Here is a 22941-nt window from a genome sequence, read left to right as displayed (position 1 = left end):
CGTCTCATCGGGGGATGATGGTGCTGCGGGTGACTGTCGGCATGGACTTGGTGCGTCCCAGCCGGCGCCGGCGAGGGCTCCACCCCTCGCGCGGGATCGAATCCAGAAGTAGCTTCGTGTATTCCGCTTGCGGATTGTCTAGGATCTCGGCGGCGGTGCCGCGCTCCTCGATCACTCCCTGGCGCATGACTACGACGTGGTCGCACAGCCGCCGGATCACGGTGAGATCGTGTGTGATCATAAGCAGGGCGACACCCGTCATGCGACGGATCCGGTCTAGCAGCGTCAGGATCTCGACCTGGGTGGTGACATCCAGGGCTGACACTGCCTCGTCGAGCACGAGCAACACCGGGTCGGCGGCCAGTGCACGGGCGATCGCGACGCGCTGACGCTGCCCGCCGGAGAGGGCACGCGGGCGCGTGTCCAGCAGGGCCTCGTCGAGGCGCACCTGCGCCATCAGCTCCGTCACGCGGGCGGCCACGGCTTCCTTGGCGACTTTGGGACGGTGCACCCGGACCGACTCCGTGAGGCACTGCCGGATCGTCTGACGGCGATCGAGAGACTGATACGGATCCTGGAACACCATCTGCGCGATCTTCGCTCGCGCACGCCTCTCCTTCCCGCGCCGCGCCGGCACGCTCCAGTCCTGACCGTCCACGGTGATCCTGCCGCTGTCGGCGCGCTCCAGACCGAGCAGCACCCGGGCGGTGGTGGACTTCCCGGATCCGGATTCGCCGACGATCCCGAGCGATCCGCCAGGTGCGAGCTGCAGGGAGACGTCGTCGACGGCGACGAGCGTCTCCTTGGCGCCGCTCGCCGCGCGCACCTGGTAGGTCTTGCGCAGATCCTCGATCGAAATGACCGGCTGCTCCGCCGCGGCGTTCGCTGCGATCGGTGGGACCTCGTCCAGGGCTGCTGACATGAGCAACTGCGTGTAGTCGTCGGTGGCGTCCTGTCGCATTGTCGCCGCGTTCAACGTCTCGACGATGCGTCCGTGTTGCATGACGTTGACACGGTCGCAGACCGCGCCGGCGAGGGCCAGGTCGTGTGTGATGAACAGCAGCGACAGCTCTCGGTGCGTGCGCAGGTCGGCGATGACAGCCATCACCTCTTCCTGGGTGGTCACATCCAGTGCTGTCGTGATCTCATCGGCGAGCAGGATGTCTGGATCCATCGCCAGGGTGGCCGCGATCATCACGCGCTGCAGCAGACCACCCGACAACTCGCCGGGATGCTGATGCAGCCGCCTGCCGGGGTCGTTGATGCCGACCTCGTCGAGCAGCTCTATCGCGCGTGCGCGTGCGGTCGAGGGTTTCACGCCGGCGACGTGCACGAGCGCTTCTGTCATGAAGTCGCCGATCGTGCGCAGCGAGTTGAGGTGCGCACGGGGCGTCTGGAAGACCATACCCAGACGGTGCGCGCGCAGATCGCGCAGCGCGCGGGGCGTCATCGTGCTGAGATCCTGGCCGTCGATGCGGATCGTGCCGCTTGTGCCGAACCCCTCAGGGAGGAGTCCTGCGACGGCCCGCACCGTGAGTGTCTTGCCTGAACCAGACTCCCCAACCAGCCCAATGGCTTGGCCTCGCTGCACCGACAGCGAGCTGCCGAATACCAGTTGACGAGGCCCATCTGCACCAGGCGCGAAGATGTCGAGATCCGCGATCTCCAACACGGGAACGGTCATGAGTCCTTCTCCTCAGCCCAGACGGTGACTCTGGCGCCGATGATGCCGACGGCTAGCACGGTGATGACGACGAGAGCCGCCGGGAACACGGACTGTTCGGGGGCGCCTGCGAGGATGCCGGCCTGGCCCGTGGAGATCATCGATCCCCAGTCGGGGTTCGGCGGCTGCTGGCCGAGGCCCAGGAACGATATGGCCGCGAGGTCGAGCATCGCGTAGCCGAATCCGATGGCCATCTGCGCTGCGACGATCGGGATCATCGCCGGCAGTAGGTGCCGGAAGCACATCGCCCAGCTGGACACCCCCTGCACGCGCAGAGCCGCCATGTACGGCTTTCCCAGCTCGCGGGATGCGGCGGTCTGCGAGAGCCGCGCAACGACGGGGATGTATGCGATCGATAGCGCGACGACGGGTGCGACGAGTCCCTTGCCGAACATCGCCACCGCGAGCACGGCGACCACGAGGCCAGGAATGGCGAAGATGACGTCGATGATCCGGGCGATCGTGCCGCTGACCCACCCGCCGAACCACGCGCCGACGAGTGCGAAAGCCAGCCCGAAGAGCGTCGAGAGGATCACGACGGCGATCGGGGCGAATACGCTGGCCTGCGCGCCCGCGAGCACCCGGGACAGGATGTCGCGACCCAGGTCGTCCGTGCCGAAGAGGTGATCGATGCTCGACGCCCCGTTCACCTCGCCGGACAGCTGATACGGGTCGTAGGGCGCGATCCACGGTCCGAGCAACGCGGACACGGCGATGACGCCGAAGAAGATGAGGGCGACGATGAACGTCCAGTCGTGCTTCGCCGCGCCGGTGGCAACGGCGGGGACTTGACCCTTGGTGAGCTGAATGATGCTCATTCTCTGCGCCCTCCGACGACGCTGGTCGGATCGATCAGGATGCTGATGAAGTCGGCGATGGCGTTGAGCACCACGAAGATCGTCACCAGGATGAGGGACAGGATCTGCACGACCGGAAGGTCGGAACGGGAAGCGGCCTCCACGAGCAGCGACCCGATGCCGCCGAGACCGAACGCCACCTCCGCGATGGCGGATGCGGCGAACAGGCCGGCGATCGTGGTTCCGGAGATCGCGAGGATCTGCGGCGAGGCATTGCGGAACACATGCACGGAGAAGATCCGTCCGCGCGGAATGCCGCGGACACGGGCCGTGTCGACGTGCTCCGAATGCAGCTGGGCGACCAGTGAGCTGCGGGTGATGCGGCTGATGTATGCGAGGAACAGCACCGCGAGCGAGACTGCGGGTAGGACGAGGTGCCAGAGTCGGTCCCCGAAGCCGTCGCCGGCGCCGAAGACCGGGAACCAGCCGAGAGATTGCGCGAACACCCAGATCAGCAGGATTGCGATGACGAAGGTCGGCAACGCCATCCCGAGCGAGGTGAGGACGCTCACGGCGCGGTCGACGGCGCGGCCGCGCGTGGCAGCCAGGATGCCGGAGCCCACACCGAACACGAGGATGAGCGCGACCGTCAGCAGCACGAGCTGCACGGTGATGCCGAACCGCGGCGCGATGAGGGTCATCACGTCTGTCTTGTAGACGAAGGAGCGCCCGAAGTGTCCTTGCATCGCACCGGTGAGCCACTCCCAGTACCGCGCCCACACAGGGGCATCCAGGTGGTACTCGGCACGGATCTGGGCGATCAGTTCCGGGGTCGGCTTGGCCCCGCCCGCGAGCGTGGCGATGGGATCACCCGTCAGCAGCAACGTCGAGAAGATCACGACGCTCGCGAGGAAGAGGGTCAGCACCAGGCCGCCGAGTCTGCCGAGCAGAATACGGGTCAGTGCGTTCATGACGCGTTCATCTCCCTTTCCAGTTTCGCTGTCCTTTGTCTGGGTGAGCGGCCGGGGCCGCGGTCCCGGAAACCACGGCTCCGGCCACTCACGCGATGATCACTTTCCGCCGAGGCGCAGAGCCCAGGGGCTGCTGTAGACGGCAACGGAGGTCACGACACCAGACAGCTTGTTGTTCAGGTAGGTGAGCTGGTATGTCCCTGCAAGGGTGACCTGAAGCTGGTCCGGTGCGAAGAGCTTCTGCGCTGCCACGAACTGCTCGGCGGCCGTCTTCTGGTCGGTCGCATTGCGCGCGGCCGACATGCCCTTGGTCACCTCGGGGTTGTTGTAGTTGCTCCAGTTGAACACCCCGCCCATTTCGGCAGGCATCAGGAACAGAGAGGGGTAGCCCAGGATGCCTGGCGTTTCCAAGTAGCCCTGAGTGGCGACGAAGTCGGTGCCATCCCGCTTGCTCGGGTCGTAGAACAGTGCGCCGAAGTCGGAGGCCTGCATCTCGTCGATCTTTATGCTCAGACCAATCTCCTTGCCCGCGCTCTGCACGATCGTCGCCGTCTGCAGGAATTCCTTGGCGCCCGCGGGAATGGCGATCGTGAGCGGCTTGCTCAGATCGGCGCCGCTCGCCGCCAGGAGCTTCTTGGCGCCTTCGATGTCCACCTTCGGCGCGGGGAGCGCGTCGTAGCCGGCCTGGTAGATCGAGGCGTCTTCCTTCGACTGGAACGAGAACTCGGGGACGATCGTCTTCTGCACGTACCCGAGACCGTTGACCACCGTCTTCAGATACTGCTCCCGGTCGATCGCCATGCTGAGAGCCTGCCGGACCTTCGGGTTCGCAGCGGCGCTCGTAGCCGAGACGGGACCAAAGCTGTACGACGCCGTTGAGTGGCCGACCGTAAGCGTTCCGGCACCATTGCCCTGGAACGCCGCCTTCGAGGAGGGCGATACGTTGATTGCCCCGTCGATCTCACCCTGGGTGAGCGCGGTGGTCAGCGTCGAGCTGTCGGACACGAACTTGTAGTTCATGTTCTTCACCAGCGGGGCGCCGTTCCAATAATCCTCGTTCGCCACCGTGTCGATCTCGGTGCCCGGCTTCCAGCCGCCCTTGTCGAGCTTGTAGGGGCCGGTGCACATCAGACCCGCGTCCGCGGTGCCGAGCCCCTGGCCTGCAGCCTCACCGAACTTCTTCTGCATGACGGCGCTGCCCTGGCCGGAAATCGCGTCTCGGAAGTCGCTGTCCGGCGCGACGAAGTGCACGGTGACCTCGTCCGGACCGGTGGCGACGATGCCGCCCGGCGCGACCAACGCGAACGCGCCGTACCACTGCGACGCCGGGTTGGTGTTCAGGTTCAGGCTGTAGACGACGTCGTCCGCGGTGACGGGGTTACCGTCCCAGAACTTTACGTCGCTGCGGATCTTGATGACGAACGTCACCGGATCTGCCCACTCCGCGCTCTCGGCGACGCCGGGCTTCACGGAGAAGTCCGGCTGCAGCGAGAGCAGGTTGTCGCAGAGGTTCGGGATGATCAGGTTCGCCGACGACGCCGGGTTCAGCGTCGCAGGCTCGCCTTCGACGATCGCCCAGGTGACCTTGTCGACAGCCTTGGTGCCGGCCGGCTGCGCGTCGACAAGCGTGATCTTCTTGCCATTGTCACCGTCGGCTGCGTTGCCGCCGGTCCGGGGCGAGCACGCGGTCAGCGCGAGCGCGGCGACGCACACGAGCGCGCCGGTTGCGAGTCCGATTCTTTTCATGGTGCTGTTCCGTTCGGGAGGAGGGATAGGGAATCTAAGGATGGAAATGGGTCGAGCCGCTGTTTAGTTCTCGGGTCAGTCGGGTCAGTTGAGCAGGAAGACGCGGATGCAGACCTGGCCGTTCTCGTCGCGTGCGAGCCCGACGAACTGGTTCTCGGCCAGCCAGCGGTGCTCAGGGGCGTCGGTCTGAAAGACAGGTGCGGTGCGGAAGTAGAGACCGGGCTCGTCCTCCGGGATATCCTCGCCTTTCTCCATCCGTGCGATGAGCTCGGGCGCCGCCCGGAAGTAGCCGCGATTGATGATGTCGATGACGGCGCCGTCGTCGGCCTGGAGAAGATAGCGCGCTTCCAGCTGGGCGGTGCCGAGCCGTTCGACGGCCCAGTCGCCGCCGCCCGCCAGCACTGTGCCATTCAGTCGGAGACCGACGACGCTGCCGCCGGTGACCGGGGTGAACGAGAGACGCTCCTCCGGACCACGGCCGATGTGGACATCGGGGGCGATACCGGCGCGGATCTCGAAGACGTATTCCAGGGTGGGCTCCATCACGGCAGCTCTCCTTCCAGGACGGTGAGGGCGAGGGCGAACGCATCTGCGCCACCGACGACGAGCCGCTGGCGATTCGCCTGCAACTCGCCTCCGGTCCACGGATCCGCCCCGGTCCCGTTCTGCGGCAGGAACTCGGGGTAGTCGCTACTGGAGACGTGCACGCGCAGACGATGTCCAGCGCGGAGCCGGTACCCGACGTGACCGAGGTCGATCTCCAGCGTCTCGGGAGACGTCGCATCGCGCAGCTGGAGCTGACCCCGGGCGATCCGCAAGGCCGAGCCATCAGGGGCGACATCGAGCAGGCGCACAAAGCAATCCAGTACCGGGCCGTCCGAAGCGACCCGGGCTGAAACGGCCACGGGCCCTGCGAGATCCACGTCTGTCTCGAGGACGGCGCCGTCGAAGCGCAGCACGTCATCGCGATCGCCGATCGATGCTTCATCCGGCAGCGTCAGGAGGTACGCGAAGGCGTCCGGCACGCTGGAGGGAACGAGGTCGACCGGGTCATGGATCCACTCAAGCGTCGTCGGCTCGACGGGCCGCTCGACGCGGAGGGAACCGTCTGCCGTGGCATAACGGGTCAGGGTGCGCACTCCGGCAGGCGGCCAGGTGGCGCTCTCCCGCATGCCTTCGGTGCCCGCAAGGTTCCACGCGACACGCGGGATGTCGGAGGCAGAGCCGTTGCCGCGGACGAACACCTCGAAGAAGGCGAGAGTCGGGTCCAGCGTGCGCGGCAGCAGGGCACGGATCTGCGCCTCAGTGCGATCCATGACGCGATCACCGTCTGCCTCGATCAGCTGGAAGCCCTCGTGGTCGATCGGCTCGATGCGGAGGTAATGGTGCGCATCCCAGTTCGGGTGCTGCTTGATGGCCTTGACATCCGCCCATGAGAGCGGGGCGCAGTTGTCCCACCAGCCGATCGTGTGCAGCACCGGCACGGAGCGCCCTGCGAAGGGGCTTCCCTGCGGGAACCGCGGCAGCAGCACGGGATTCGGGTACCACTGGTCGTACGACAGTCCCCGGTGGCCGATCTGTGTCATGAACGCTTCCGCCTGGGCCGCGAAGTCACGGCGGGACCAGTCCGGCTCCCAATACAGCGCGTCGTTCTCGAAGAACTGTGTGAGCGGATACATGTAGGTCACGCCCCACTCCACGCGACGCGTGCGGTCGCTGGCCTCACGGCGCACCGGCTCGCCGAGCTGGGTCCCCGTGACCCGCGGCGAGATCGCCTTCAGCGCGGGGTGCCCGCTCGACGCAGCTGCCCACTGGGTATAGCCGTAGTAGCTGTCGCCCCACATCGCGACCCGGCCGTTCGACCACGCCTGCTGAGTGATCCACTCGATGGTGTCGTATCCGTCGTCGACCTCGTTGACGTTGAGAAGCGCGTCGCCTTCCGAGCGGAACTTGCCCCGCACATCTTGCGCGAGCACCCGGTAGCCGTGCTGTGTGAGGTACTCGGCGATGAGCGGGATGAAGCAGTACACACCCGACTTGTCGTACGGCAGCCGGATGAGGATGGTGTCGCCGGGAGAGTCATCGACGATCCCGGGCGCACCCGGCAAGTACAGGTCAGCAGCCAGCAACACGCCGTCGCGAGTACGGATCCGGACCGCGTTCGAGAGCGGGCTCTCGGGCGCCGGGGGGATACGGACGATGCTGGGCATGTCACTCCTTTGAGACGGCCGCAGACTCGGGATGATCTGCGGGTGAGAAACAAGCTATGGACACGCCCGTAAATAGTCAAGTCCGACTAGACTAGAATTCACAAGGTCGTTACATTGGCCTGAGGCAGGCAACTCACCCCCGCGTCAGCGCGGAGTCCGCGATCGATGCCAGACACAGACAGGAGGCACTCATGGCACGCCCCTCGGTCGCCACCGAACGTCGGGAGCAGATCCTCGACGCGACCATGAACACGATCGCTGAACACGGCATCAGCGGCACGACACTCGATCGCATCGCCGATACCGTCGGCATGTCGCGCGGACACGTCCGCCACTTCGTCGGCAACCGCGACCAGCTGCTGCTGGACACCGCGATCGCCGTGTTCGGGGATGAGACCGGGAACGTGGGGTCCATTCTCCCGCCGCACGTCGCGACCATCAACGACGCGCTCGACTACCTGTTCGGACCGGATTTCAACGCCCCTGACCGCGAGAATGCGGTTGTGCTCGGTCTCGTCGAGCTGTCGCGCACGACTCCGGAAATCGCCGACGTGCTCACAACGGCGTATACAGCAACACGCGTGCAACTGGCCGAGCTCGTCACGATCGCAAAGCCCAACGCGTCCGCCGGCGCCTGCATCACAGCCGCGTACGGCGTGCTCACGTGCGCACTGGGGTCAGTCTTCCTCGGAGACTTCGACAAGGATCCGACGCGGATGGAGCGCTCACGCGCCGCCGCCGATGCCCAACTCGCCGCCATCTGACCGCGGCCCTCAGTTTCATTCCGGGGAGGATTTGAATTCGTCTTTGACGGTGTTCCCGCGACGATGACCTGTAGGCCGGCGCCCTCGAACGCGGTGCGTTGGTCGAGTACGATGCAGTCGTCGGTGATGAGTGTGTCGAACAGGCCATCCTCGCCGAGGGTATCGAACGCGCGGCGTTTGATCTTGCTGGAATCGGTGATGATGCTCGCGGCGCGGCGCGAGCCCGTAGACGGCGGCCTCGCGTTCGTTGCGCACGGTCAGCCCGATTGTGGGAAAGCATCTCATGTTCGCGGAGTTCTCCTGGGTGCTTCCTAACTCGGCGACCCCGCCGTCAGGCCGCTCTGTCTCGTTCGACAATGGTGCGGGTAAGGCCATCCCCGGGTTTCCTCAGGCCAGTTAGCGTCGCCCACTGAGCCACCAGCAGGCCGACGCGCGAGTCCGCGTCGAGAATCGAAGCTGTCAGAGCCTGGGCAGACGCAAGCCCGAGCGCCGACATTCGGGGCGCCGACGCCATGGGCCGCCACACACTCATCGCGACCCATGGGGTCAGGGGTCCGCCTTACAACTTGTGCCGTTGCAGGGGTCGGTGGGACCGCCTCGGGCGAAATCGTGATTGTGATCGATCTGAGTTCGCCGGGCGGGCTGGCGGCAGCCGGGGAATCGGCACGTGCGATCCCGGGCGCGAAGCTGTCGTCTCATGGCTTCCGGGATCCGGTACGGGCTGGTGCGGACGACCCTGCCCTGCACGTCGAGCTCGAGTCGCTCCCAGCTGAACGCCGCGACGGCGAACCGGCGGGCGAGGTCCGGATCCATCGGGCCGCGCCCGTCGAGTTCTGCCATGCGGTCATCCCGACCGAGGAGCGTGGACTCGGCGACCGTGACCTGCACCGTCGCGCGGATGCCCGTGATGATGTCGGCGTCATCGGCGATCCGGCCGGTGAGCACCCTCAGCAGGAAGCGGTCGAACCGCACCTGATCCAGCCGCTGCGCGCCGCCGGGGCGGTCCTCGTCGCCCGACTCGCGACGCGCCTGCTTGGCCGCGTCGACGATCGTCCGGGCCTCCTGCGTGAGCAGGTCGTATGCCGCGTGGATGAGCGCCGCGGGACCACTCGCATGCATCGTGGCCTGTCCCGCGCCGTCGTCCGTCACGGTCACCGCGCGGTCGTCGTGGGCTCGCCGGTGCGCATCGGTCAGCGCGATCGGAGCCACGGCAGCGGCGACGGACTCGGCGAAGGCCTTCGTGCGCGCCCGGGACTCGGCCGCGGCGAACGGCACGACCTGCGCTTCGTACTCGGCGAGCGCCGAGGTGTCGTCGTGGGGGATGTCGGCAGCGGCTTCGATGACGACCTCTGCGTGGGCGAGGGACACGTCTCCCGCTTCCAGAGCGGCGCGGGCTCCGGGGAACCGCTCGTGCAGAACGTGGCCGGTCGCGAGCATCTTCGCCGCGGTGTGGCGGGACAGATGCAGCCCCGCCGCGACCTCGGAGATCATCGAGCGCTCCGCCTGGTCGAATCCCGCGGATCCGGCCGGGACCTCCTCGAGCAGCAGCGCAACCCTCTCGTGTGCCAGGGCCGCCTGTCGCGCCTGCATCCGCGCGACCTCACGCCCCAGCTCCGCGCACTCCGCCACGATCTCCGCACTGCGGCGGAGGTAGTGATCGAGCGGCTTGTCCATGCCCTCAAGCATAGAACATATCTTCGATAAAGGGAAGAGTTATCCACAGGCCTCGCGTCGTTGCCGCGTCGTTGCAGCACCGCTCAGAACAGCGCCGTCGGCAGGGCTCCCTCGTGCTCGAGCAGCCAGCGCTTGGTGAGCAGACCCTCGCCGGGAGCTCCGCCGGAATAGCCGCCGAGCCCGTCGCTCGCGACCACGCGGTGGCACGGCACGATGATCGGGATGGGGTTGGCGCCCATGATGGCTCCGATCGCCCGCGCGGGCACCGTCGTGCCACTGCGCTCCGCGAGCTCGCCATAGGTCACGGTCTGACCGTGGCCGACCGTGTCGTAGAGCGCGTGGAGCACCGCGTTGGTGACGTCGGACTGCGGGCCGAGGTCGAAAGGCAGGTCGAAGCCCGACCGCTCCCCCGCGAAGTACGCGCCCAGCTGTGCGAGCGCCTCGGCGAGCAGCGGATCCCGCTCGGCGTCCTGGCTCTCTCCCGGAACCGACGCCACGGACCGCCCCGCGCGGGGCCAGGTCACCCGGGTGATCGCGACCCCGTCGCTGTGCACCGCGATCACGCCCACCGGAGTCGCGATCGAGCCGGAGTAGGTCATGCCGCGATCGTACGCCCGGGGTCGGACACGCCCGTGTCTGCGCCCCTGTCACACTTCGGCCCCCGGATCCGACAGTCCTGATGAGAGCCGCACGAGTGCCCGCGAGACCTGCGGGCCCGGCCACGGAAGGAACGACGATGACCAGGATCGACATGGCCCGCACCAACAAGCTCGGCTACGCCGCAGTGCTCGGGATGGAGGCGTACTCCCGCAAGAGCGTGGAGCCGCGGCTGTACGAGCTCATCAAGCTGCGCGCCTCGATCCTGAACGGATGCGGCTTCTGCGTCGACATGCACGCGACCGAGGGCGCCAAGCGCGGGATCCCGCAGCGCACGCTGCACGCGGTCGGCGCGTGGCAGCACGCGAAGGGCTTCTTCGATGCACGCGAGCTCGCGGCGCTCGCCCTGACCGACGCGGTCACTCAGCTCGGCCCCGAGACCGTGACGGACGAGATCTGGAACACCGCTGCGCAGCACTTCGACGACGGAGAGCTCGGCGGGCTCGTGATGGCCATCTGCACGATCAACGTGTGGAACCGCATCGCGATCGCCACCGAGATGGCGCCGCCGATCGACGACAAGCACCCGATCGTCTGAGCGGTGTCCGACCCCGGGCGGTACCGTGGGCCCATGACCCTCGTCTCCCCTGCCACCCGTGCGTGGCAGGCGGAGCGGGGGCGCCTCATCGGCATCGCGTACCGGATGCTCGGCGACTACGGCCACGCCGAGGACATCGTGTCCGAGGTCGCGATCGAGGCCCTGCAGCAGGAGCGCGCCGAACGCCCCGATCCCGACGGGCCCGAGGCGGACATCCCCTCTGCGGCGGGGCGCGTACGCTCCTGGCCCGCGTGGCTGACGACCGTGTGCGTGCGCCGCTCGATCGACCGCGTGCGCGCACTCGCCGCGATGCGCGAGGACTACATCGGCCCGTGGCTGCCGGAGCCCGTCGCAACCTCGCGGCTGCCCGAGGACGCGGTGGCCGATCGCGAGCTGCTCTCGCTCGCGCTGCTGCACATGGCGGAGCAGCTCGCGCCCGAGGCGCGGGCCGCCATCGTGCTGCACCGGGCGTTCGGGATGTCGGCCGTCGAGATCGCGCCGATCCTGGAGAAGTCGCCCGCCGCCGTGCGGCAGCTCGTCTCCCGCGGCGAGCGCCGACTGCGCCTCGCCGACGATCCCTCCGTCACGCGCGCGGCGGATCCGGCCGCGCTCGGCGCTCTGCTCGCGGCGGTCGAGCACGGTGATATCTCGGGCGTTCTCGCTCTGCTCTCCGACGACGCGATCCTGTGGAACGACGGGGGCGGCAAGGTCAGCGCCGCGCGCAACCCGATCTTCGGCGCCGACCGTGTGCGGCGCTTCCTCGTGGGCGTGCTGCATAAGGCGACCGCCGACCCCGCGCTGCCGTTCTCCGTGCAGCGGCTCGACGTCAACGGAGAACCGGCGATCGCGTTCCTGCGCTCCGGCCGCACCGATGTGCTCGCCCTCGAGTTCGGCGCCGACGGGCTGATCCACGGGCTCCGTCAGGTGTGCAACCCGGACAAGCTCGCATACGTGCTCTGACCCGGGCGCCCGGGCCGGACGCGTCCTCGCGATGCTGCTCCTCAGCCGACGACCTGATCCGCCTGCCATGCCGTGAGGTGGAGTTCGGCACCCGGCACGACGTCGAAGCCGTTCGTCCAGATCTGGCGCGTCTCGCCGGCGCGGACCGCCGCGTGCAGGCTGCGCGCCACCAGCTGCCCCTGAGTGGAGTTCGCGTCCCACCCGATCCCCGCCTTCGCGGACGCCCCCGGCGCGAGCGTCACGGGCGCCGCGCCCGGATCGGACGCCATGAAGGAGCTCCCGCGCTGCAGATCCACCTCGATGACGTGCCCGTTCTGGTCGCCGAACGCCACGTCGGGATACCCGTTCAGCACGCACGCCTTCTCGGAGACATTGATCGCCTGCAACGTCTGCAGCCGGTGTCCGGTCGCTCCGTCCACAGGCGGAGCGAGGAGCTCCAGCTGCTCCGCGGTGCAGGCACCGGTTCCCGGAGTCTCGGCGGACGGAGCGACTGTCGGCACGGCGATGCCGGGCGCTGCGGGATCCGGCGCGGCGGCGCCATCGGGATCCGACGGGGTCGGTCCGCGATCGGCGGCGATAGCCCGCTGCGCGGCATCGTTCGCCCCCGCCGAGACCGCGGGCAGGGCTGCCGCAAGCACCACGACGGCCGCTCCCAGCACGGCGACGACGCGCGCCGCCGGGGCGTCTCGCCGCACCTCGGGGGCGGACCGCTGCCGCACGACGCTCGCGGGGATCCAGCCGACGGCGAAACCCCAGAACACCGCGAGCATCGTCGAGCCCGCCGCCCCGATGGCCGTGCGGAATCCGCCCCAGGAGACGGCCGCGACCATGGCACCGAGATCGAGAACTCCGCCGACCGCGAATCCGACGATCACCGCCGCCAGCCACGCGGCGAGGAACGTGCGCGCGCCTCGACGGTCCAGCAGCATGATCGCGAGGACGTAGCCGCCGCCCACGAGGAGCACGGCGATGGCGTGCAGCAGGATCGCCCATCCCGGAGGGGCGCCGAAGAACTGTCCGTTCATCGGCGAGGGCACGATCTGTCCGAGTGTCGCCAGGGATCCCCCGGCCGATGACAGCAGGTACGGCAGCCACCCGCACAGCACCCACAGCGCTGCGAGCATCCCTCCGCCGAGCAGACGTCGTCCCATACCCGTGCCCATCGCCCCCCGATCCGTCCTCGCCACCCTAGCGGGACGCCTTCCCGGACAACCGGCGATCGCGACCGGCCGACGCCACCATCCACAGCGCCTTCATCGGACCCGCCCCTACCGTCAGGCCCGTGCCCGCAGACCGCGTCCGCCTCCGCCGCGCCGGCATCGTGCTGGAGATCATCACGCTGGCCTGGAACGTGGTCGGGGTCGTCCTGCTCGGATTCCTCGCCTACCGATCAGCGTCCGTCGCCCTGCTCGGATTCGGACTGGACAGCCTCATCGAGATCGGCGCCTCGACGGTGGTCGTCTGGGAACTGGTCGGCGCGGATGAGCGCCGCCAGCGTCTCGGCCTCCGCCTGATCGGCATCGCGTTCGGACTGCTCGCGGTCTACCTGCTGGCCCAAGCGGTCGTCGCGCTCACGTCCGGCCACCGCGCGACGCCGCTGCAGGGCGGCATCTGGTGGACCGCTCTCACCGCCGTCGCCATGTTCCTCCTGGCTTTCGGCAAGCATCGCGTCGGGCGCGCTCTGCAGGATCCGGTCCTGCTCACGGAGGGCAAGGTGACACTGGTCGACGGGATCCTGGCTGCGGCGGTTCTCGTCGGCATCCTCCTGAACGCCCTCTTCGGACTGTGGTGGGCAGATCCGGTCGCGGGTCTCGTCATCGTCTTCTACGCCGTCCGCGAGGCTGTGCACGCCCTGCGCGGGTGAGCATCCGTTAGTATCTGCGTATGAGTGCAGATAAGCAGGCATGCGGATACTCGCCGGACAGTTCCTACGTCGAACTGGCCGTCGAGGTGTTCTCGATGCTCGCGGATGCGACCCGCGTGCGGATCGTGCTCGCGCTCGGCGAGGCCGGGGAACTCTCCGTCAACCACCTCGCCGACATCGTCGACAAGTCCCCTGCCGCGGTCTCCCAGCACCTCGCGAAGCTGCGCCTCGCCCGCATCGTCTCGACCAGACAGGACGGTCAGCGCGTGTTCTACCGGCTCGAGAACGAGCACGCCTCGCGGCTCGTCGCCGACGCGATCTTCCAGGCCGAGCACTCGCTCGGCGGGACTCCCCGCCACCACCACGCCGACCAGGACTCGTGATGCACGAACACCCGCACGATCACCACGACCACGAGCACCACGACCACGCGCACGAGCACGAGCACGACCACGACCACGACCACGAGCACGAGCACGGGCACACCCATCCCGCCGGCTTCCTCGGCGTGCTCCACGGACTGTTCGTGCCGCACACGCATGACGCCGCGGATGCGATCGACGACGCCATGGAGGCCTCGAGCGCCGGCATCCGAGCGCTCAAGATCAGCCTGGTCATCCTCCTCGCCACCACGATCCTGCAGGCCGTCGTGTTCTTCCTCAGCGGATCCGTCGCTCTGCTGGCCGACACCGTGCACAATTTCTCCGACGCGCTCACGGCGATCCCCCTGTGGGTCGCGTTCCTGCTCGGACGCCGCGCCGCGACGCGCCGGTACACGTACGGGTTCGGGCGCGCCGAGGACCTCGCCGGCCTGTTCATCGTGTTCGTGGTGCTGCTTTCCGCGATCGTCGCGGCCTGGCAGTCGATCGAACGGATCCTGAACCCCCAGCCCCTCCACAACGTCGGCTGGGTGATCGTCGCCGGCGTGATCGGATTCCTCGGCAACGAGGCCGTCGCGATCTACCGGATCCGCGTCGGCCGTCGCATCGGATCCGCGGCGCTGGTCGCCGACGGCGTGCACGCCCGCACCGACGGCTTCACCTCGCTCGCCGTCGTCCTCGGCGGGCTCGGGGTGCTGGCGGGATTCCCGTTGGCGGATCCGATCGTGGGCGCGCTCATCTCGGTCGCCATCTTCGTGCTGCTCATCGGCACCGTGCGCAGCATCGGCCGACGGCTGCTCGACGGCGTCGAGCCGGAGCTCGTGGAACGGGCCCGGCACGCCCTGGAGCACGTCGACGGCATCTCCGCGGTCGAGCGGGTCCGTCTGCGCTGGGCCGGCCACCGGCTCGAGGGCGACGCCATCATCACGACCGCCGGCGACCCCGTCGCGATCGCCGCCGAGGCGGAGCAGAGCGTCCGCACGCACGTGCACAACCTCGACGGGTTCCTCGTCGGGGTGCGCGCCGCGCCCTGACGGTCCCGCCTCAGTCCAGGAGGTGCCTGGTGTAGCGCCCTGGCTCGTCGAGGAACGACCGCCAGTGCCGCACGAGCTCCAGATCCTCCCAGACCGCCGGGCGGAGCCCCCACTCCCCGACCTCGAGGATCCTCGCGCCGGGCAGAGCCGCGAGGACCGGCGAGTGGGTCGCGCAGAGGACCTGCCCGCCTTCCTCGGCGATCCGGCGCAGCACCGCGATGAGGCTCAGGGTCGAGGAGAACGAGAGCGCCGCCTCCGGCTCGTCGAGGCAGTAGAAGCCTGGGTCGTCGAACCGCGATTCGAGCAGTGCGAGGAAGGATTCGCCGTGGCTCATCTCGTGGAACAGCGGCTCCGGTCCTGGCGAGGGGTTCTCCTCGAGGTACGTGTAGAACGAGTGCATCGTCTCGGCGCGCAGGAAGAACCCCCACCGGTTCGCGCCCACACCGCGCTGGATGCGGAGCCAGTCCGACAGCGGGGACTCGGTCGGCCGCGTGCTGTGCCTGGCCTGGCGGGATCCGCCCTCCGGCGAGAGTCCGTAGGCGATGGCGATGCCCTCGACCAGCGTCGACTTGCCGCTGCCGTTCTCGCCGACGAGGAACGTCACACCGGGGTCGAGGTCGATGCCCTCCCGCAGCACCTGCGCGACAGCGGGAATGCTCGCAGGCCAGGCGCGGCCGGGGGCGGGGGCATCGTCGGCAGGATGCACCGCGACCACGGGCTGCTGCCGGCGTCGGCGGCTGCCCGGGTCCCAGAACGGATCCATGACGCTCCCTTCGGCGATCGGCTCCGCTCCATTGTGCCGGGCCGGACCGACAGAGTCCTGGCCGGACCGTCAGCGGTTCCCCAGACCCGGACCGGGAGGATTGATCCGTGAGCCAGGCGACGAGAGAGCAGGTCAGGGCGCGACGCGCGACGCCTCGTCGGGGCGCCGTGATCGCGATCCTGCTGATCACCGCCGCGCTCACCGTGATCGTGCTGCTGGGCGGGATCCCCGGCCTGATCGGGACCGGGATCGCCGTTGTCCTGCCCTGGCTGGGATTCGCCCTCGTCCCCCTCGTGGTCGCCGCCCTGCTGATCCGGCCGCGCACGGCGTGGATCACCGCGGTGCCCCTGGTCGCCTGGACCATGGCACTGTGGGGGTTCCTCCCGGTGCCGTGGCAGGGCGATCCGTCCGCCGGGGACCACGGGCTGCTGATCGCGACGCAGAACGTCGAGGCGGGATCCGGCACCGGAGCCGCGTCCGCCCGCACCCTCGCCGACGGCGGGGCGGGGATCCTTGCGTTCACGGAGCTCGACGCCGACTCCGGATCGGCGATCGCGGACGAGCTCGCCGACTCCTATCCGCACGCCTACCGCGTGGGCACGGTCGGGGTGTGGAGCCGCTACCCGATCCTCGACGAGGAGGCGCTCGATCTCGGGCTCGGCTGGAAGCGCGCGCTGCGGGTCGAGGTCGACGCTCCCGGCGGCGCCGTGAGCGTGTACGTGGTGCACGCTGCCTCGCTGCGCCCTGGCGCGCAGAGCGCCAGGGACGGCATGCTCTCCGCGCTGGGCGAGCGGATCCGCGACGACAAGAGCGCTCGCGTGATCGCCCTCGGCGACTTCAACGCGGTGTCGACGGATCCGGCCCTCTCCCCGATCGCCGGCGCACTGGGCGAGGTGCGATTCGGGGGGATCGGGCCGTCGTTCACCTGGCCCGCATCGTTCCCGGTGGTCCGGATCGACCACGTGTTCCAGCGCGGCTACCCCTCCGCCTCAGGGCGGACCGCATCGGCCGGCGGCAGCGACCACCTCGCGGTCGTCGCCGCGCTCGGCGGCTGACGCCCAGATCAGCCGACGACCATGAGGACCCGGGCGTCATCGGCGACGATCCCGGGTCCAGGGGCGACCACGCCGTCGCCCGTCATCGCGGACGGCAGCACCAGCGCCTCCATCGCCGCTGCCGTGCTGCCGCCCGTGCTCACCCGCCCGGAGCGCACGACGATCGCGCGCACTCCGTCGGGCAGGATCGATGCTCCGTGCAGATCCGCGAAGACGAGCGCCGGTCGCGCCCGCGCGGTCACCGTGGACAGGACGAGGACCCGGCTCAGCTCCGCGGCACGGAGCCGTGGCCTGCGCAGCTCCAGAAGAGGATCGGTGTGACGCAGCACGCGCTCCTTCCGCAGCCCCACCGACGCCCCTGGTCCGACGTCGACCTGCGGCCCGCCGATCCCGGCGAGCACGTGCGTCGCCTCGTGAGCCAGGTGCAGGATGCCCGCAGGCCCCCGCAGCTCGACCAGTTGCAGGGTCCAGTGCAGTTCGCCGTTCGCGCCGCGCCGTCCGCAGATCTCGCGCACATGCCCGCCTCCCGCGGCGAGACCGCGCCTCGGCAGACTCCGCAGCTGCAGGAGTTCGGCCGGGGCGGTGCTCGCCGCGAGGGAGACGGGGTTCATCGGCTCAGGCCCGTGCGCCGGTGAGGACATAGCCCTCTTCGCCGTGCACCACGGTGTCGAGCCCGGCGATCTCGTCCTCGTCCTTGACCCGGAAGCCGAGGGTCTTCTCGATCACGAAGCCGATCGCGTAGGCGAGGACGAAGGAGTACACCAGCACCGCACCGGCGGCGAGCGCCTGCGCCGCGAGCTGTGCGAAGTTGCCGCTGTAGATCAGGCCCGTGCCGTTCGCGAAGATGCCGAGGTACAGCGTCCCGATGATGCCGCCGACGAGGTGGATGCCGACCACGTCGAGGGAGTCGTCGAAGCCGAGCTTGAACTTCAGATCGATGGCCAGCTGGCAGACGGCGCCGGCGAGCAGGCCCAGCACGACCGCCCAGATCGGGGTCAGCGAGGCGCAGGCCGGGGTGATCGCCACCAGACCGGCGACCGCACCGGACGCCGCTCCGACCGAGGTCGGCTTGCCGTTGCGGATCTTCTCCATCACCAGCCAGCTCAGCAGCGCCGCGGCAGGGGCGGCGATCGTGTTCACGAACGCGACCGCCGCGGTGCCGTCGGCGGCCAGCTCGGAACCGGCGTTGAAGCCGAACCAGCCGAACCACAGCAGCCCCGCACCGAGCAGCACGAACGGCGGGTTGTGCGGAACGTCCGCGCCCTTCTGGAACCCGAGGCGCTTTCCGAGCACGAGGGCGAGGGCGAGGGCCGCGGCGCCCGCATTGATGTGCACCGCGGTGCCGCCGGCGAAGTCGATCGCGCCGACGCCGAGCAGGTCCTGCAGGCCGTGCGTGACCCAGCCGCCGTAGGCGAAGCTGCCGTCCTTGTTCAGGCCGAAGTTGAACACCCAGCTCGCGACCGGGAAATAGACGACCGTCGCCCAGATGCCGGCGAAGATCATCCAGGATCCGAACTTCGCGCGGTCGGCGATCGCGCCGGAGATGAGCGCGACCGTGATGATCGCGAACGTGGCCTGGAACGCGACGAACGCGAGCGGCGGGTAGGCGGCGTCCTTCGGCACCTCGAGCAGATTCGACAGTCCGATCGAGGACCAGTCGATCGTCCATGGTGCGACGGTGCCGTGGTTGCCGGGGAAGGCGATCGCGTAGCCGTAGATCACCCACAGCACGCCGATCAGGCCGATCGCGCCGAAGCTCAGCATCATCATGCTGATCACGCTCTTGGCCTTGACGAGGCCTCCGTAGAAGAACGCGAGGCCGGGGGTCATCAGCAGCACGAGGGCCGCGCAGATCAAAACGAAGGCGGTGTTTCCCTGATCCATGAGGTCCGCTCCTCTCTGTCAGGACGCTCCTGCAGCGTCGGGTGAGGTCAGACTGTCACTCGCGCGTTTCGCCTCGACGCGCGCAATGTTTCGGATCCGTTTCGTCGCGCGCACCCTGCGTGAACAAGCTGTGACGAGGACCCTGGCGGCCTGGCAGGATGAGGCCATGCGTGCAGTGGTCTTCGATGCGGTCCGTGCCCAGCCCGAGGTGCGCGAGGTTCCTGAGCCCGGGCTCCCGGCCGACGGGGTGCTGGTGCAGGTGAAGGCGACGGGCATGTGCCGGAGCGACTGGCACGCCTGGGCAGGGCATGACGACATCGCGTTCCCGCACGTGCCGGGACACGAGCTCGCCGGGATCATCGCCGCCGTGGGGCCGCAGGTGACCCGCTGGCGGGTCGGGGATCGCGTGACGGTGCCGTTCGTCTGCGGCTGCGGGCGCTGCGAGTGGTGTCTCTCCGGAGATGCGCAGGTCTGCCCCGACCAGCAGCAGCCGGGCTTCACGCACTGGGGGTCGTTCGCCGAGGTCGTCGCCCTGCACGCCGCAGATGTGAACCTCGTCGCGCTCCCCGACGAGGTGGACTTCGCCACGGCGGCGAGTCTCGGCTGCCGCTTCGCGACCGCGTTCCGGGCACTCGTCGGACGCGCCGGGGTGCGCGAGGACGAGTGGGTCACCGTGATCGGCGCAGGAGGCGTCGGCCTCAGCGCCGTCATGATCGCGAAGGCGTGCGGCGCCAGGGTGATCGCGGTGGACCGCAACCCGGAGGCGCTCGCGGTGGCGAGGGAGGTCGGCGCCGCGCACACGCTCCTCGCCGACGGAACCGACATCCCGGCCGCCGTCGCCGCGCTGACCGGCGGGGGCAGCCACGTCTCCGCCGACGCCGTCGGCAGCGAGCAGACCCTCGCCGACGCGATCCTGGGGCTCCGCCGGCGCGGCAGGCACGTGCAGATCGGCCTGCTCCCGCCGATCGACGGGCACCCCCGCGTGCCGATGGAGCGGGTGATCGGCTGGGAGCTCGACCTGCTCGGCAGCCACGGGATGGCGGCCGCCGACTACCCCGCGATGATGGACCTGATCGCCGAGGGGCACCTGGCGCCGCAACGCCTCATCGAGCGCACGATCGGGCTCGAGGAGGCGGCGGCGCTGCTGCCCGCTTTCGACCGCGCGACCGTGGCGGGCATGACCATGATCGATCCGCAGCGGGTCGGCTGACGGTCGCCCCTCGCGTCGCTCCTCTCGTCGCTCCGATCAGGTCGACGGCACGGGCGCGGGCGCAGCCGAGGGCGCGGTCAGACCAGGGGATCTGGCGCCCTTCGGCAGGCCGAGCCGGCCCTGGGTGACGAGGATCAGCACGACGGCCGTCACCGTGAAGCCGATCAGCACGGGCAGCAGCCCGTAGTCGTTGAAGATCGGCGCAGGGAACAGCGGCGCCCCCACCTTGTTCGCGAAGGTGTTGAAAGAGGCGTGCATCAGCATCGTGATCAGCAGGCTGCCCGCGGCGTGGTTGAAGACCCAGGTCATCATGATGGTCAGCGCCGTGATCATCACGACGAACATCACCATGTTCGCCGCGGTGGGCGGGGTCCAGACCCCGCTCCAGAAGAGCGGGAAGTGCCAGAACGCCCACAGCAGGCCGAGGATGATGCTGCCGACCAGCGGACCGTGTCGCTCCTGCAGGCGCGGCAGCGCGAACCCTCGCCAGCCGGGCTCCTCGCCCAGCGGGCCGCCGAGGAGGAACGTCATCAGGAACGCCAGCGGGTACGCGGCGAGCAACGGCCCCACGATGGGCTGGAACGACGACAGCGCGCCCGGCACGACGATCGTGCCGAGAACGATGATGATCGGCACCCCGACGAGCAGGAACAGGTACCAGACGATCCCGACGCGCCAGTGCACATACCGGCGCAGCAGGCGGACGACTCCCTCGCCTCCCTCAGTCACGCCCGTCATGACGAAGGCGCCGACGGTCGGCCCGAACGTCGCGGCCACGACGGCGATCGCGATCGCGGGCTTCGGCAGGGCGGGCAGCACCCCCTGCGCGGACAGCGCGACCGGCACCTCGATCAGCCAGGAGAAGAGGTAGGCGATCACGAAGTAGGAGGTGAGCGGATGTCGCGCGAGCAGTCCGCGGGACTCCGCACGCGAGGATCGACCGAGATTGCCGACGACAGCCATGATGATGACCTTTCCGCCCGCGACGGGCCCGCGTCCCTGCGGGTCAGTCGTTCGCCATGCCTCAGTGTTCCACTCGCCGGGACGGGCCGCCAGAGGTGATGGCGCACCCGGGCTCAGCGCCGCAGCCGGGCCGCACGGGCGCGCAGATAGTCGCGCTCCGGGATCGAGAGGGTCGCCCTGGCCGCGTCGAGGTACTCCTCGATCGCCTCGGCGGTGCGCCCGGCGCGTTCCAGCAGATGCGCGCGCACGGATGCGATGCGCCGCCGGTCGCCGCGCACCCGCAGATCCGCGATCCCGTCGATCGCGGCCAGACCCGACTCCGGGCCGTGCACCATCGCCTGCGCGACGGCGCGGTTGATCGTCGCGACAGGGTTGCCGGTCTCGAGCTCGAGCAGGCGGTACAGGGCCAGGATCTGCGGCCAATCCGTCGTCTCGGTGCTGGGAGCGTCGTCGTGCAGCGCCGCGATCGCGGCCTGGATCGCATAGGGGCCGTGGCGCCCGGCGGCGAGCGCGGCGTCGAGGATCTCCGTGCCCTCGACGATCCTGTCCCTGTCCCACCGCAGGCGGTCCTGCTCGTCGAGCGGGATCAGCTCGCCGCGAGCGCCGGTGCGCGCGGTCCGGCGCGCATCGGTGAGCAGCATGAGCGCGAGCAGACCAGCGACCTCGACGTCGTCCGGGCGTTCGCGGTGCAGCATCCGGGCCAGGCGGATCGCCTCGTCGCTGAGCCGCACGTCGTTGACGTCGGCGCCTTCGCTGGCCGTGTGCCCCTCGGTGAACATGACGTAGAGCACGGCGAGCACCGGATCCAGACGGTCGTCGGGGTCGGACGGCTCAGGGAAGACCGCCCCGACGGCGCGGATCCGCGCCTTCGCCCGGCTGATCCGCTGGGCGATGGTCGCCTCGGGCAGCAGGTGCACGCGGGCGATCTGGGCGGTCGAGAGGCCGGCGACCGCGCGCAGCGTGAGCGCCACCTGCGCCGGCATCGTCAGGGCGGGATGGCAGCACAGCCGGAGCACCTCGACGCTGTCGTCCGCGTGCGCCGCCTCGGCCTCGGCGAGGGGCCGCCAGGCGTCGGCGTAGGCGTGCTCGCGCTCGCGGCGCTGGTGCTCGCTGCGGATCCGGTCGATCATGCGGCGTCGGGCGACCGTCAGCAGCCAGCCCTTCGCATCCGCAGGAGCGCCCTCGGTCGGCCACTGCTGGTGCGCGGCGAGGAGCGCCTCCTGCACCGCGTCCTCGCACAGGTCGAGCTGGGCTGCGCCGTAGCGGCGCAGCAGCGCGGCGAGGACCTGCGGCGCGTTGCTGCGCCACAGGTCCTCGAAACCGCGATCGGTCACACGTCGGTCCCGGCGGAGAACATCACGGGGCGGACCTCGAGCGCGAGACCGTCGATCGCCGCGTCCGGGATCTGGCGGGCGAGCTCGACGGCGCGCTCCTCGGACTCGACCTCGATCAGGTAGTACCCGCCCATGAACTCCTTGGTCTCGGCGAACGGCCCGTCGACCACCTCGGGCGAGCCGCCCGCGGCGCGCACGACCTTCGACTGGCTGGGGTCGGCGAGGGCGACGGTGCCGAGCATCTCGCCCGAGGCGGTGATCGTGTCGATGAAGGCCTGGTGCCCCTCGCCGATCGCCTGCATCTGCTCGGCGGTGAGCGCATCCAGCACGTCCTGCCGCACCTGCATGAGGATCATGTACTTCATGGTCGTTCTCCTTCGATTCGTCGGGGGGACCCGATGTCCGCCTCGATAT

General features: G+C 69.3%; 23 protein-coding genes. 8 read left to right on the top strand and 15 right to left on the bottom strand.

The features are described 5' to 3' along the window. Positions 1–4 precede the first annotated feature (4 nt). The 6 genes from nikE to RS86_RS13840 form a co-directional block, all read right to left on the bottom strand. Positions 5–1684 (bottom strand): nickel ABC transporter ATP-binding protein NikE, encoded by a 1680-nt coding sequence (nikE, locus tag RS86_RS13865; RefSeq protein ID WP_052680281.1) that lies wholly within the window; start codon positions 1682–1684, stop codon positions 5–7. Beyond that, positions 1681–2541 (bottom strand): ABC transporter permease, encoded by an 861-nt coding sequence (locus RS86_RS13860; RefSeq protein WP_045272818.1) that lies wholly within the window; start codon positions 2539–2541, stop codon positions 1681–1683. The genes nikE and RS86_RS13860 overlap by 4 nt, the downstream gene beginning before the upstream one ends. Further along, entirely contained in the window at positions 2538–3491 is a 954-nt protein-coding gene (locus RS86_RS13855; protein ID WP_045272817.1) for an ABC transporter permease, read from the bottom strand. Before RS86_RS13855 ends, RS86_RS13860 begins: the two co-directional genes overlap by 4 nt. A gap of 99 nt (positions 3492–3590) precedes the next feature. Next, positions 3591–5204 (bottom strand): ABC transporter substrate-binding protein, encoded by a 1614-nt coding sequence (locus RS86_RS13850; protein WP_235281781.1) that lies wholly within the window; start codon positions 5202–5204, stop codon positions 3591–3593. 117 nt (positions 5205–5321) lie between these two features. After that, positions 5322–5780, bottom strand: a complete 459-nt coding sequence (locus RS86_RS13845; protein WP_045272815.1) for a DUF3237 domain-containing protein — start codon at positions 5778–5780, stop codon at positions 5322–5324. Further along, the gene (locus RS86_RS13840; protein WP_045272814.1) at positions 5780–7447 is read right to left on the bottom strand and encodes a CocE/NonD family hydrolase; all 1668 of its coding nucleotides are present in this window, start codon (positions 7445–7447) and stop codon (positions 5780–5782) included. Before RS86_RS13840 ends, RS86_RS13845 begins: the two co-directional genes overlap by 1 nt. 191 nt (positions 7448–7638) lie before the next feature. On the opposite strand from RS86_RS13840, the gene RS86_RS13835 reads away from it, so the two are divergent. Then, positions 7639–8211, top strand: coding sequence for a TetR/AcrR family transcriptional regulator (locus RS86_RS13835; RefSeq protein WP_045272813.1), 573 nt, complete (start codon positions 7639–7641; stop codon positions 8209–8211). A gap of 546 nt (positions 8212–8757) precedes the next feature. On the opposite strand, the gene RS86_RS13830 is transcribed toward RS86_RS13835, so the two are convergent. Next, positions 8758–9885, bottom strand: coding sequence for an HNH endonuclease (locus RS86_RS13830; protein WP_160299695.1), 1128 nt, complete (start codon positions 9883–9885; stop codon positions 8758–8760). A gap of 83 nt (positions 9886–9968) precedes the next feature. Then, complete coding sequence (locus RS86_RS13825; protein WP_045272811.1) at positions 9969–10484, bottom strand: methylated-DNA--[protein]-cysteine S-methyltransferase; 516 nt, start codon at positions 10482–10484, stop codon at positions 9969–9971. A gap of 137 nt (positions 10485–10621) precedes the next feature. Here RS86_RS13825 and RS86_RS13820 point away from each other — a divergent pair, with 137 nt between their 5' ends. Further along, on the top strand, positions 10622–11080 hold the full coding sequence (locus tag RS86_RS13820; RefSeq protein WP_045272810.1) for a carboxymuconolactone decarboxylase family protein: 459 nt from the start codon (positions 10622–10624) through the stop codon (positions 11078–11080). A 33-nt stretch (positions 11081–11113) separates the two neighbouring features. Then, the gene (locus tag RS86_RS13815; protein ID WP_045272809.1) at positions 11114–12040 is read left to right on the top strand and encodes a sigma-70 family RNA polymerase sigma factor; all 927 of its coding nucleotides are present in this window, start codon (positions 11114–11116) and stop codon (positions 12038–12040) included. 41 nt (positions 12041–12081) lie between these two features. Here the strand turns inward: RS86_RS13815 and RS86_RS13810 are convergent, their stop codons facing one another. Beyond that, a complete protein-coding gene (locus RS86_RS13810) occupies positions 12082–13203 on the bottom strand; it encodes a DUF4232 domain-containing protein (RefSeq protein WP_082076787.1) in 1122 nt (373 codons plus the stop codon). A gap of 119 nt (positions 13204–13322) precedes the next feature. Between RS86_RS13810 and RS86_RS13805 the strand changes: the two genes are divergently transcribed. Genes RS86_RS13805 through RS86_RS13795 form a run of 3 tightly spaced genes read left to right on the top strand, consistent with a single transcriptional unit; the run spans position 13323 to position 15318 of the window. After that, positions 13323–13904, top strand: a complete 582-nt coding sequence (locus RS86_RS13805) for a cation transporter (protein ID WP_045272808.1) — start codon at positions 13323–13325, stop codon at positions 13902–13904. A gap of 20 nt (positions 13905–13924) precedes the next feature. Then, positions 13925–14287 (top strand): ArsR/SmtB family transcription factor, encoded by a 363-nt coding sequence (locus RS86_RS13800; protein ID WP_045272807.1) that lies wholly within the window; start codon positions 13925–13927, stop codon positions 14285–14287. Continuing rightward, a complete protein-coding gene (locus tag RS86_RS13795) occupies positions 14287–15318 on the top strand; it encodes a cation diffusion facilitator family transporter (RefSeq protein WP_045272806.1) in 1032 nt (343 codons plus the stop codon). The genes RS86_RS13800 and RS86_RS13795 overlap by 1 nt, the downstream gene beginning before the upstream one ends. Before the next feature lie 10 nt (positions 15319–15328). Here RS86_RS13795 and RS86_RS13790 read toward each other — a convergent pair whose 3' ends face one another. Next, positions 15329–16081 carry an AAA family ATPase gene (locus tag RS86_RS13790; RefSeq protein WP_052680279.1) on the bottom strand — a complete coding sequence of 251 codons (753 nt, stop codon included), beginning with the start codon at positions 16079–16081 and terminating at the stop codon, positions 15329–15331. A gap of 107 nt (positions 16082–16188) precedes the next feature. On the opposite strand from RS86_RS13790, the gene RS86_RS13785 reads away from it, so the two are divergent. Beyond that, the gene (locus RS86_RS13785; RefSeq protein ID WP_052680278.1) at positions 16189–17136 is read left to right on the top strand and encodes an endonuclease/exonuclease/phosphatase family protein; all 948 of its coding nucleotides are present in this window, start codon (positions 16189–16191) and stop codon (positions 17134–17136) included. Positions 17137–17144: 8 nt separating this feature from the next. Here RS86_RS13785 and RS86_RS19935 read toward each other — a convergent pair whose 3' ends face one another. Together RS86_RS19935 and RS86_RS13770 are read right to left on the bottom strand one after the other, a co-directional pair. Beyond that, on the bottom strand, positions 17145–17747 hold the full coding sequence (locus RS86_RS19935) for a hypothetical protein (RefSeq protein ID WP_152642181.1): 603 nt from the start codon (positions 17745–17747) through the stop codon (positions 17145–17147). A 4-nt stretch (positions 17748–17751) separates the two neighbouring features. Further along, positions 17752–19020: an ammonium transporter gene (locus RS86_RS13770; RefSeq protein ID WP_045272803.1), complete on the bottom strand. Its 1269-nt coding sequence runs from the start codon at positions 19018–19020 to the stop codon at positions 17752–17754. A 166-nt stretch (positions 19021–19186) separates the two neighbouring features. Between RS86_RS13770 and RS86_RS13765 the strand changes: the two genes are divergently transcribed. Next, positions 19187–20230: a zinc-dependent alcohol dehydrogenase family protein gene (locus RS86_RS13765; RefSeq protein ID WP_045272802.1), complete on the top strand. Its 1044-nt coding sequence runs from the start codon at positions 19187–19189 to the stop codon at positions 20228–20230. A 36-nt stretch (positions 20231–20266) separates the two neighbouring features. Here RS86_RS13765 and RS86_RS13760 read toward each other — a convergent pair whose 3' ends face one another. The 3 genes from RS86_RS13760 to RS86_RS13750 all read right to left on the bottom strand — a co-directional run bounded on the left by RS86_RS13760 (position 20267) and on the right by RS86_RS13750 (position 22892). Continuing rightward, the gene (locus RS86_RS13760; protein ID WP_052680276.1) at positions 20267–21193 is read right to left on the bottom strand and encodes a CPBP family intramembrane glutamic endopeptidase; all 927 of its coding nucleotides are present in this window, start codon (positions 21191–21193) and stop codon (positions 20267–20269) included. Between the two features lie 113 nt (positions 21194–21306). Further along, a complete protein-coding gene (locus tag RS86_RS13755) occupies positions 21307–22527 on the bottom strand; it encodes an RNA polymerase sigma factor (RefSeq protein WP_045272801.1) in 1221 nt (406 codons plus the stop codon). After that, positions 22524–22892 (bottom strand): YciI family protein, encoded by a 369-nt coding sequence (locus RS86_RS13750; RefSeq protein WP_045272800.1) that lies wholly within the window; start codon positions 22890–22892, stop codon positions 22524–22526. Before RS86_RS13750 ends, RS86_RS13755 begins: the two co-directional genes overlap by 4 nt. Positions 22893–22941: the final 49 nt, after the last annotated feature.

It is taken from the genome of Microbacterium azadirachtae (assembly GCF_000956505.1).
In the GTDB taxonomy this organism is placed as follows: domain Bacteria; phylum Actinomycetota; class Actinomycetes; order Actinomycetales; family Microbacteriaceae; genus Microbacterium; species Microbacterium azadirachtae_A.
The sequence above is the reverse complement of the archived record's forward strand: the minus strand, read 5'-3'. Positions and strand labels throughout refer to the sequence as shown.

Excerpts from the sequence above, each read along its gene's own strand:
- RS86_RS13815 (WP_045272809.1), top strand. The coding sequence starts at position 11,114 with ATGACCCTCGTCTCCCCTGCCACCCGTGCGTGGCAGGCGGAGCGGGGG.
- RS86_RS13855 (WP_045272817.1), bottom strand. The coding sequence starts at position 3,491 with ATGAACGCACTGACCCGTATTCTGCTCGGCAGACTCGGCGGCCTGGTG.
- RS86_RS13825 (WP_045272811.1), bottom strand. The coding sequence starts at position 10,484 with ATGACCTACTCCGGCTCGATCGCGACTCCGGTGGGCGTGATCGCGGTG.
- RS86_RS13760 (WP_052680276.1), bottom strand. The coding sequence starts at position 21,193 with ATGGCTGTCGTCGGCAATCTCGGTCGATCCTCGCGTGCGGAGTCCCGC.
- RS86_RS13845 (WP_045272815.1), bottom strand. The coding sequence starts at position 5,780 with ATGGAGCCCACCCTGGAATACGTCTTCGAGATCCGCGCCGGTATCGCC.
- RS86_RS19935 (WP_152642181.1), bottom strand. The coding sequence starts at position 17,747 with ATGAACCCCGTCTCCCTCGCGGCGAGCACCGCCCCGGCCGAACTCCTG.
- RS86_RS13860 (WP_045272818.1), bottom strand. The coding sequence starts at position 2,541 with ATGAGCATCATTCAGCTCACCAAGGGTCAAGTCCCCGCCGTTGCCACC.
- RS86_RS13770 (WP_045272803.1), bottom strand. The coding sequence starts at position 19,020 with ATGGATCAGGGAAACACCGCCTTCGTTTTGATCTGCGCGGCCCTCGTG.
- RS86_RS13765 (WP_045272802.1), top strand. The coding sequence starts at position 19,187 with ATGCGTGCAGTGGTCTTCGATGCGGTCCGTGCCCAGCCCGAGGTGCGC.
- nikE (WP_052680281.1), bottom strand. The coding sequence starts at position 1,684 with ATGACCGTTCCCGTGTTGGAGATCGCGGATCTCGACATCTTCGCGCCT.
- RS86_RS13840 (WP_045272814.1), bottom strand. The coding sequence starts at position 7,447 with ATGCCCAGCATCGTCCGTATCCCCCCGGCGCCCGAGAGCCCGCTCTCG.
- RS86_RS13810 (WP_082076787.1), bottom strand. The coding sequence starts at position 13,203 with ATGGGCACGGGTATGGGACGACGTCTGCTCGGCGGAGGGATGCTCGCA.
- RS86_RS13830 (WP_160299695.1), bottom strand. The coding sequence starts at position 9,885 with ATGGACAAGCCGCTCGATCACTACCTCCGCCGCAGTGCGGAGATCGTG.
- RS86_RS13750 (WP_045272800.1), bottom strand. The coding sequence starts at position 22,892 with ATGAAGTACATGATCCTCATGCAGGTGCGGCAGGACGTGCTGGATGCG.
- RS86_RS13800 (WP_045272807.1), top strand. The coding sequence starts at position 13,925 with ATGAGTGCAGATAAGCAGGCATGCGGATACTCGCCGGACAGTTCCTAC.
- RS86_RS13790 (WP_052680279.1), bottom strand. The coding sequence starts at position 16,081 with ATGGATCCGTTCTGGGACCCGGGCAGCCGCCGACGCCGGCAGCAGCCC.
- RS86_RS13820 (WP_045272810.1), top strand. The coding sequence starts at position 10,622 with ATGACCAGGATCGACATGGCCCGCACCAACAAGCTCGGCTACGCCGCA.
- RS86_RS13795 (WP_045272806.1), top strand. The coding sequence starts at position 14,287 with ATGCACGAACACCCGCACGATCACCACGACCACGAGCACCACGACCAC.
- RS86_RS13835 (WP_045272813.1), top strand. The coding sequence starts at position 7,639 with ATGGCACGCCCCTCGGTCGCCACCGAACGTCGGGAGCAGATCCTCGAC.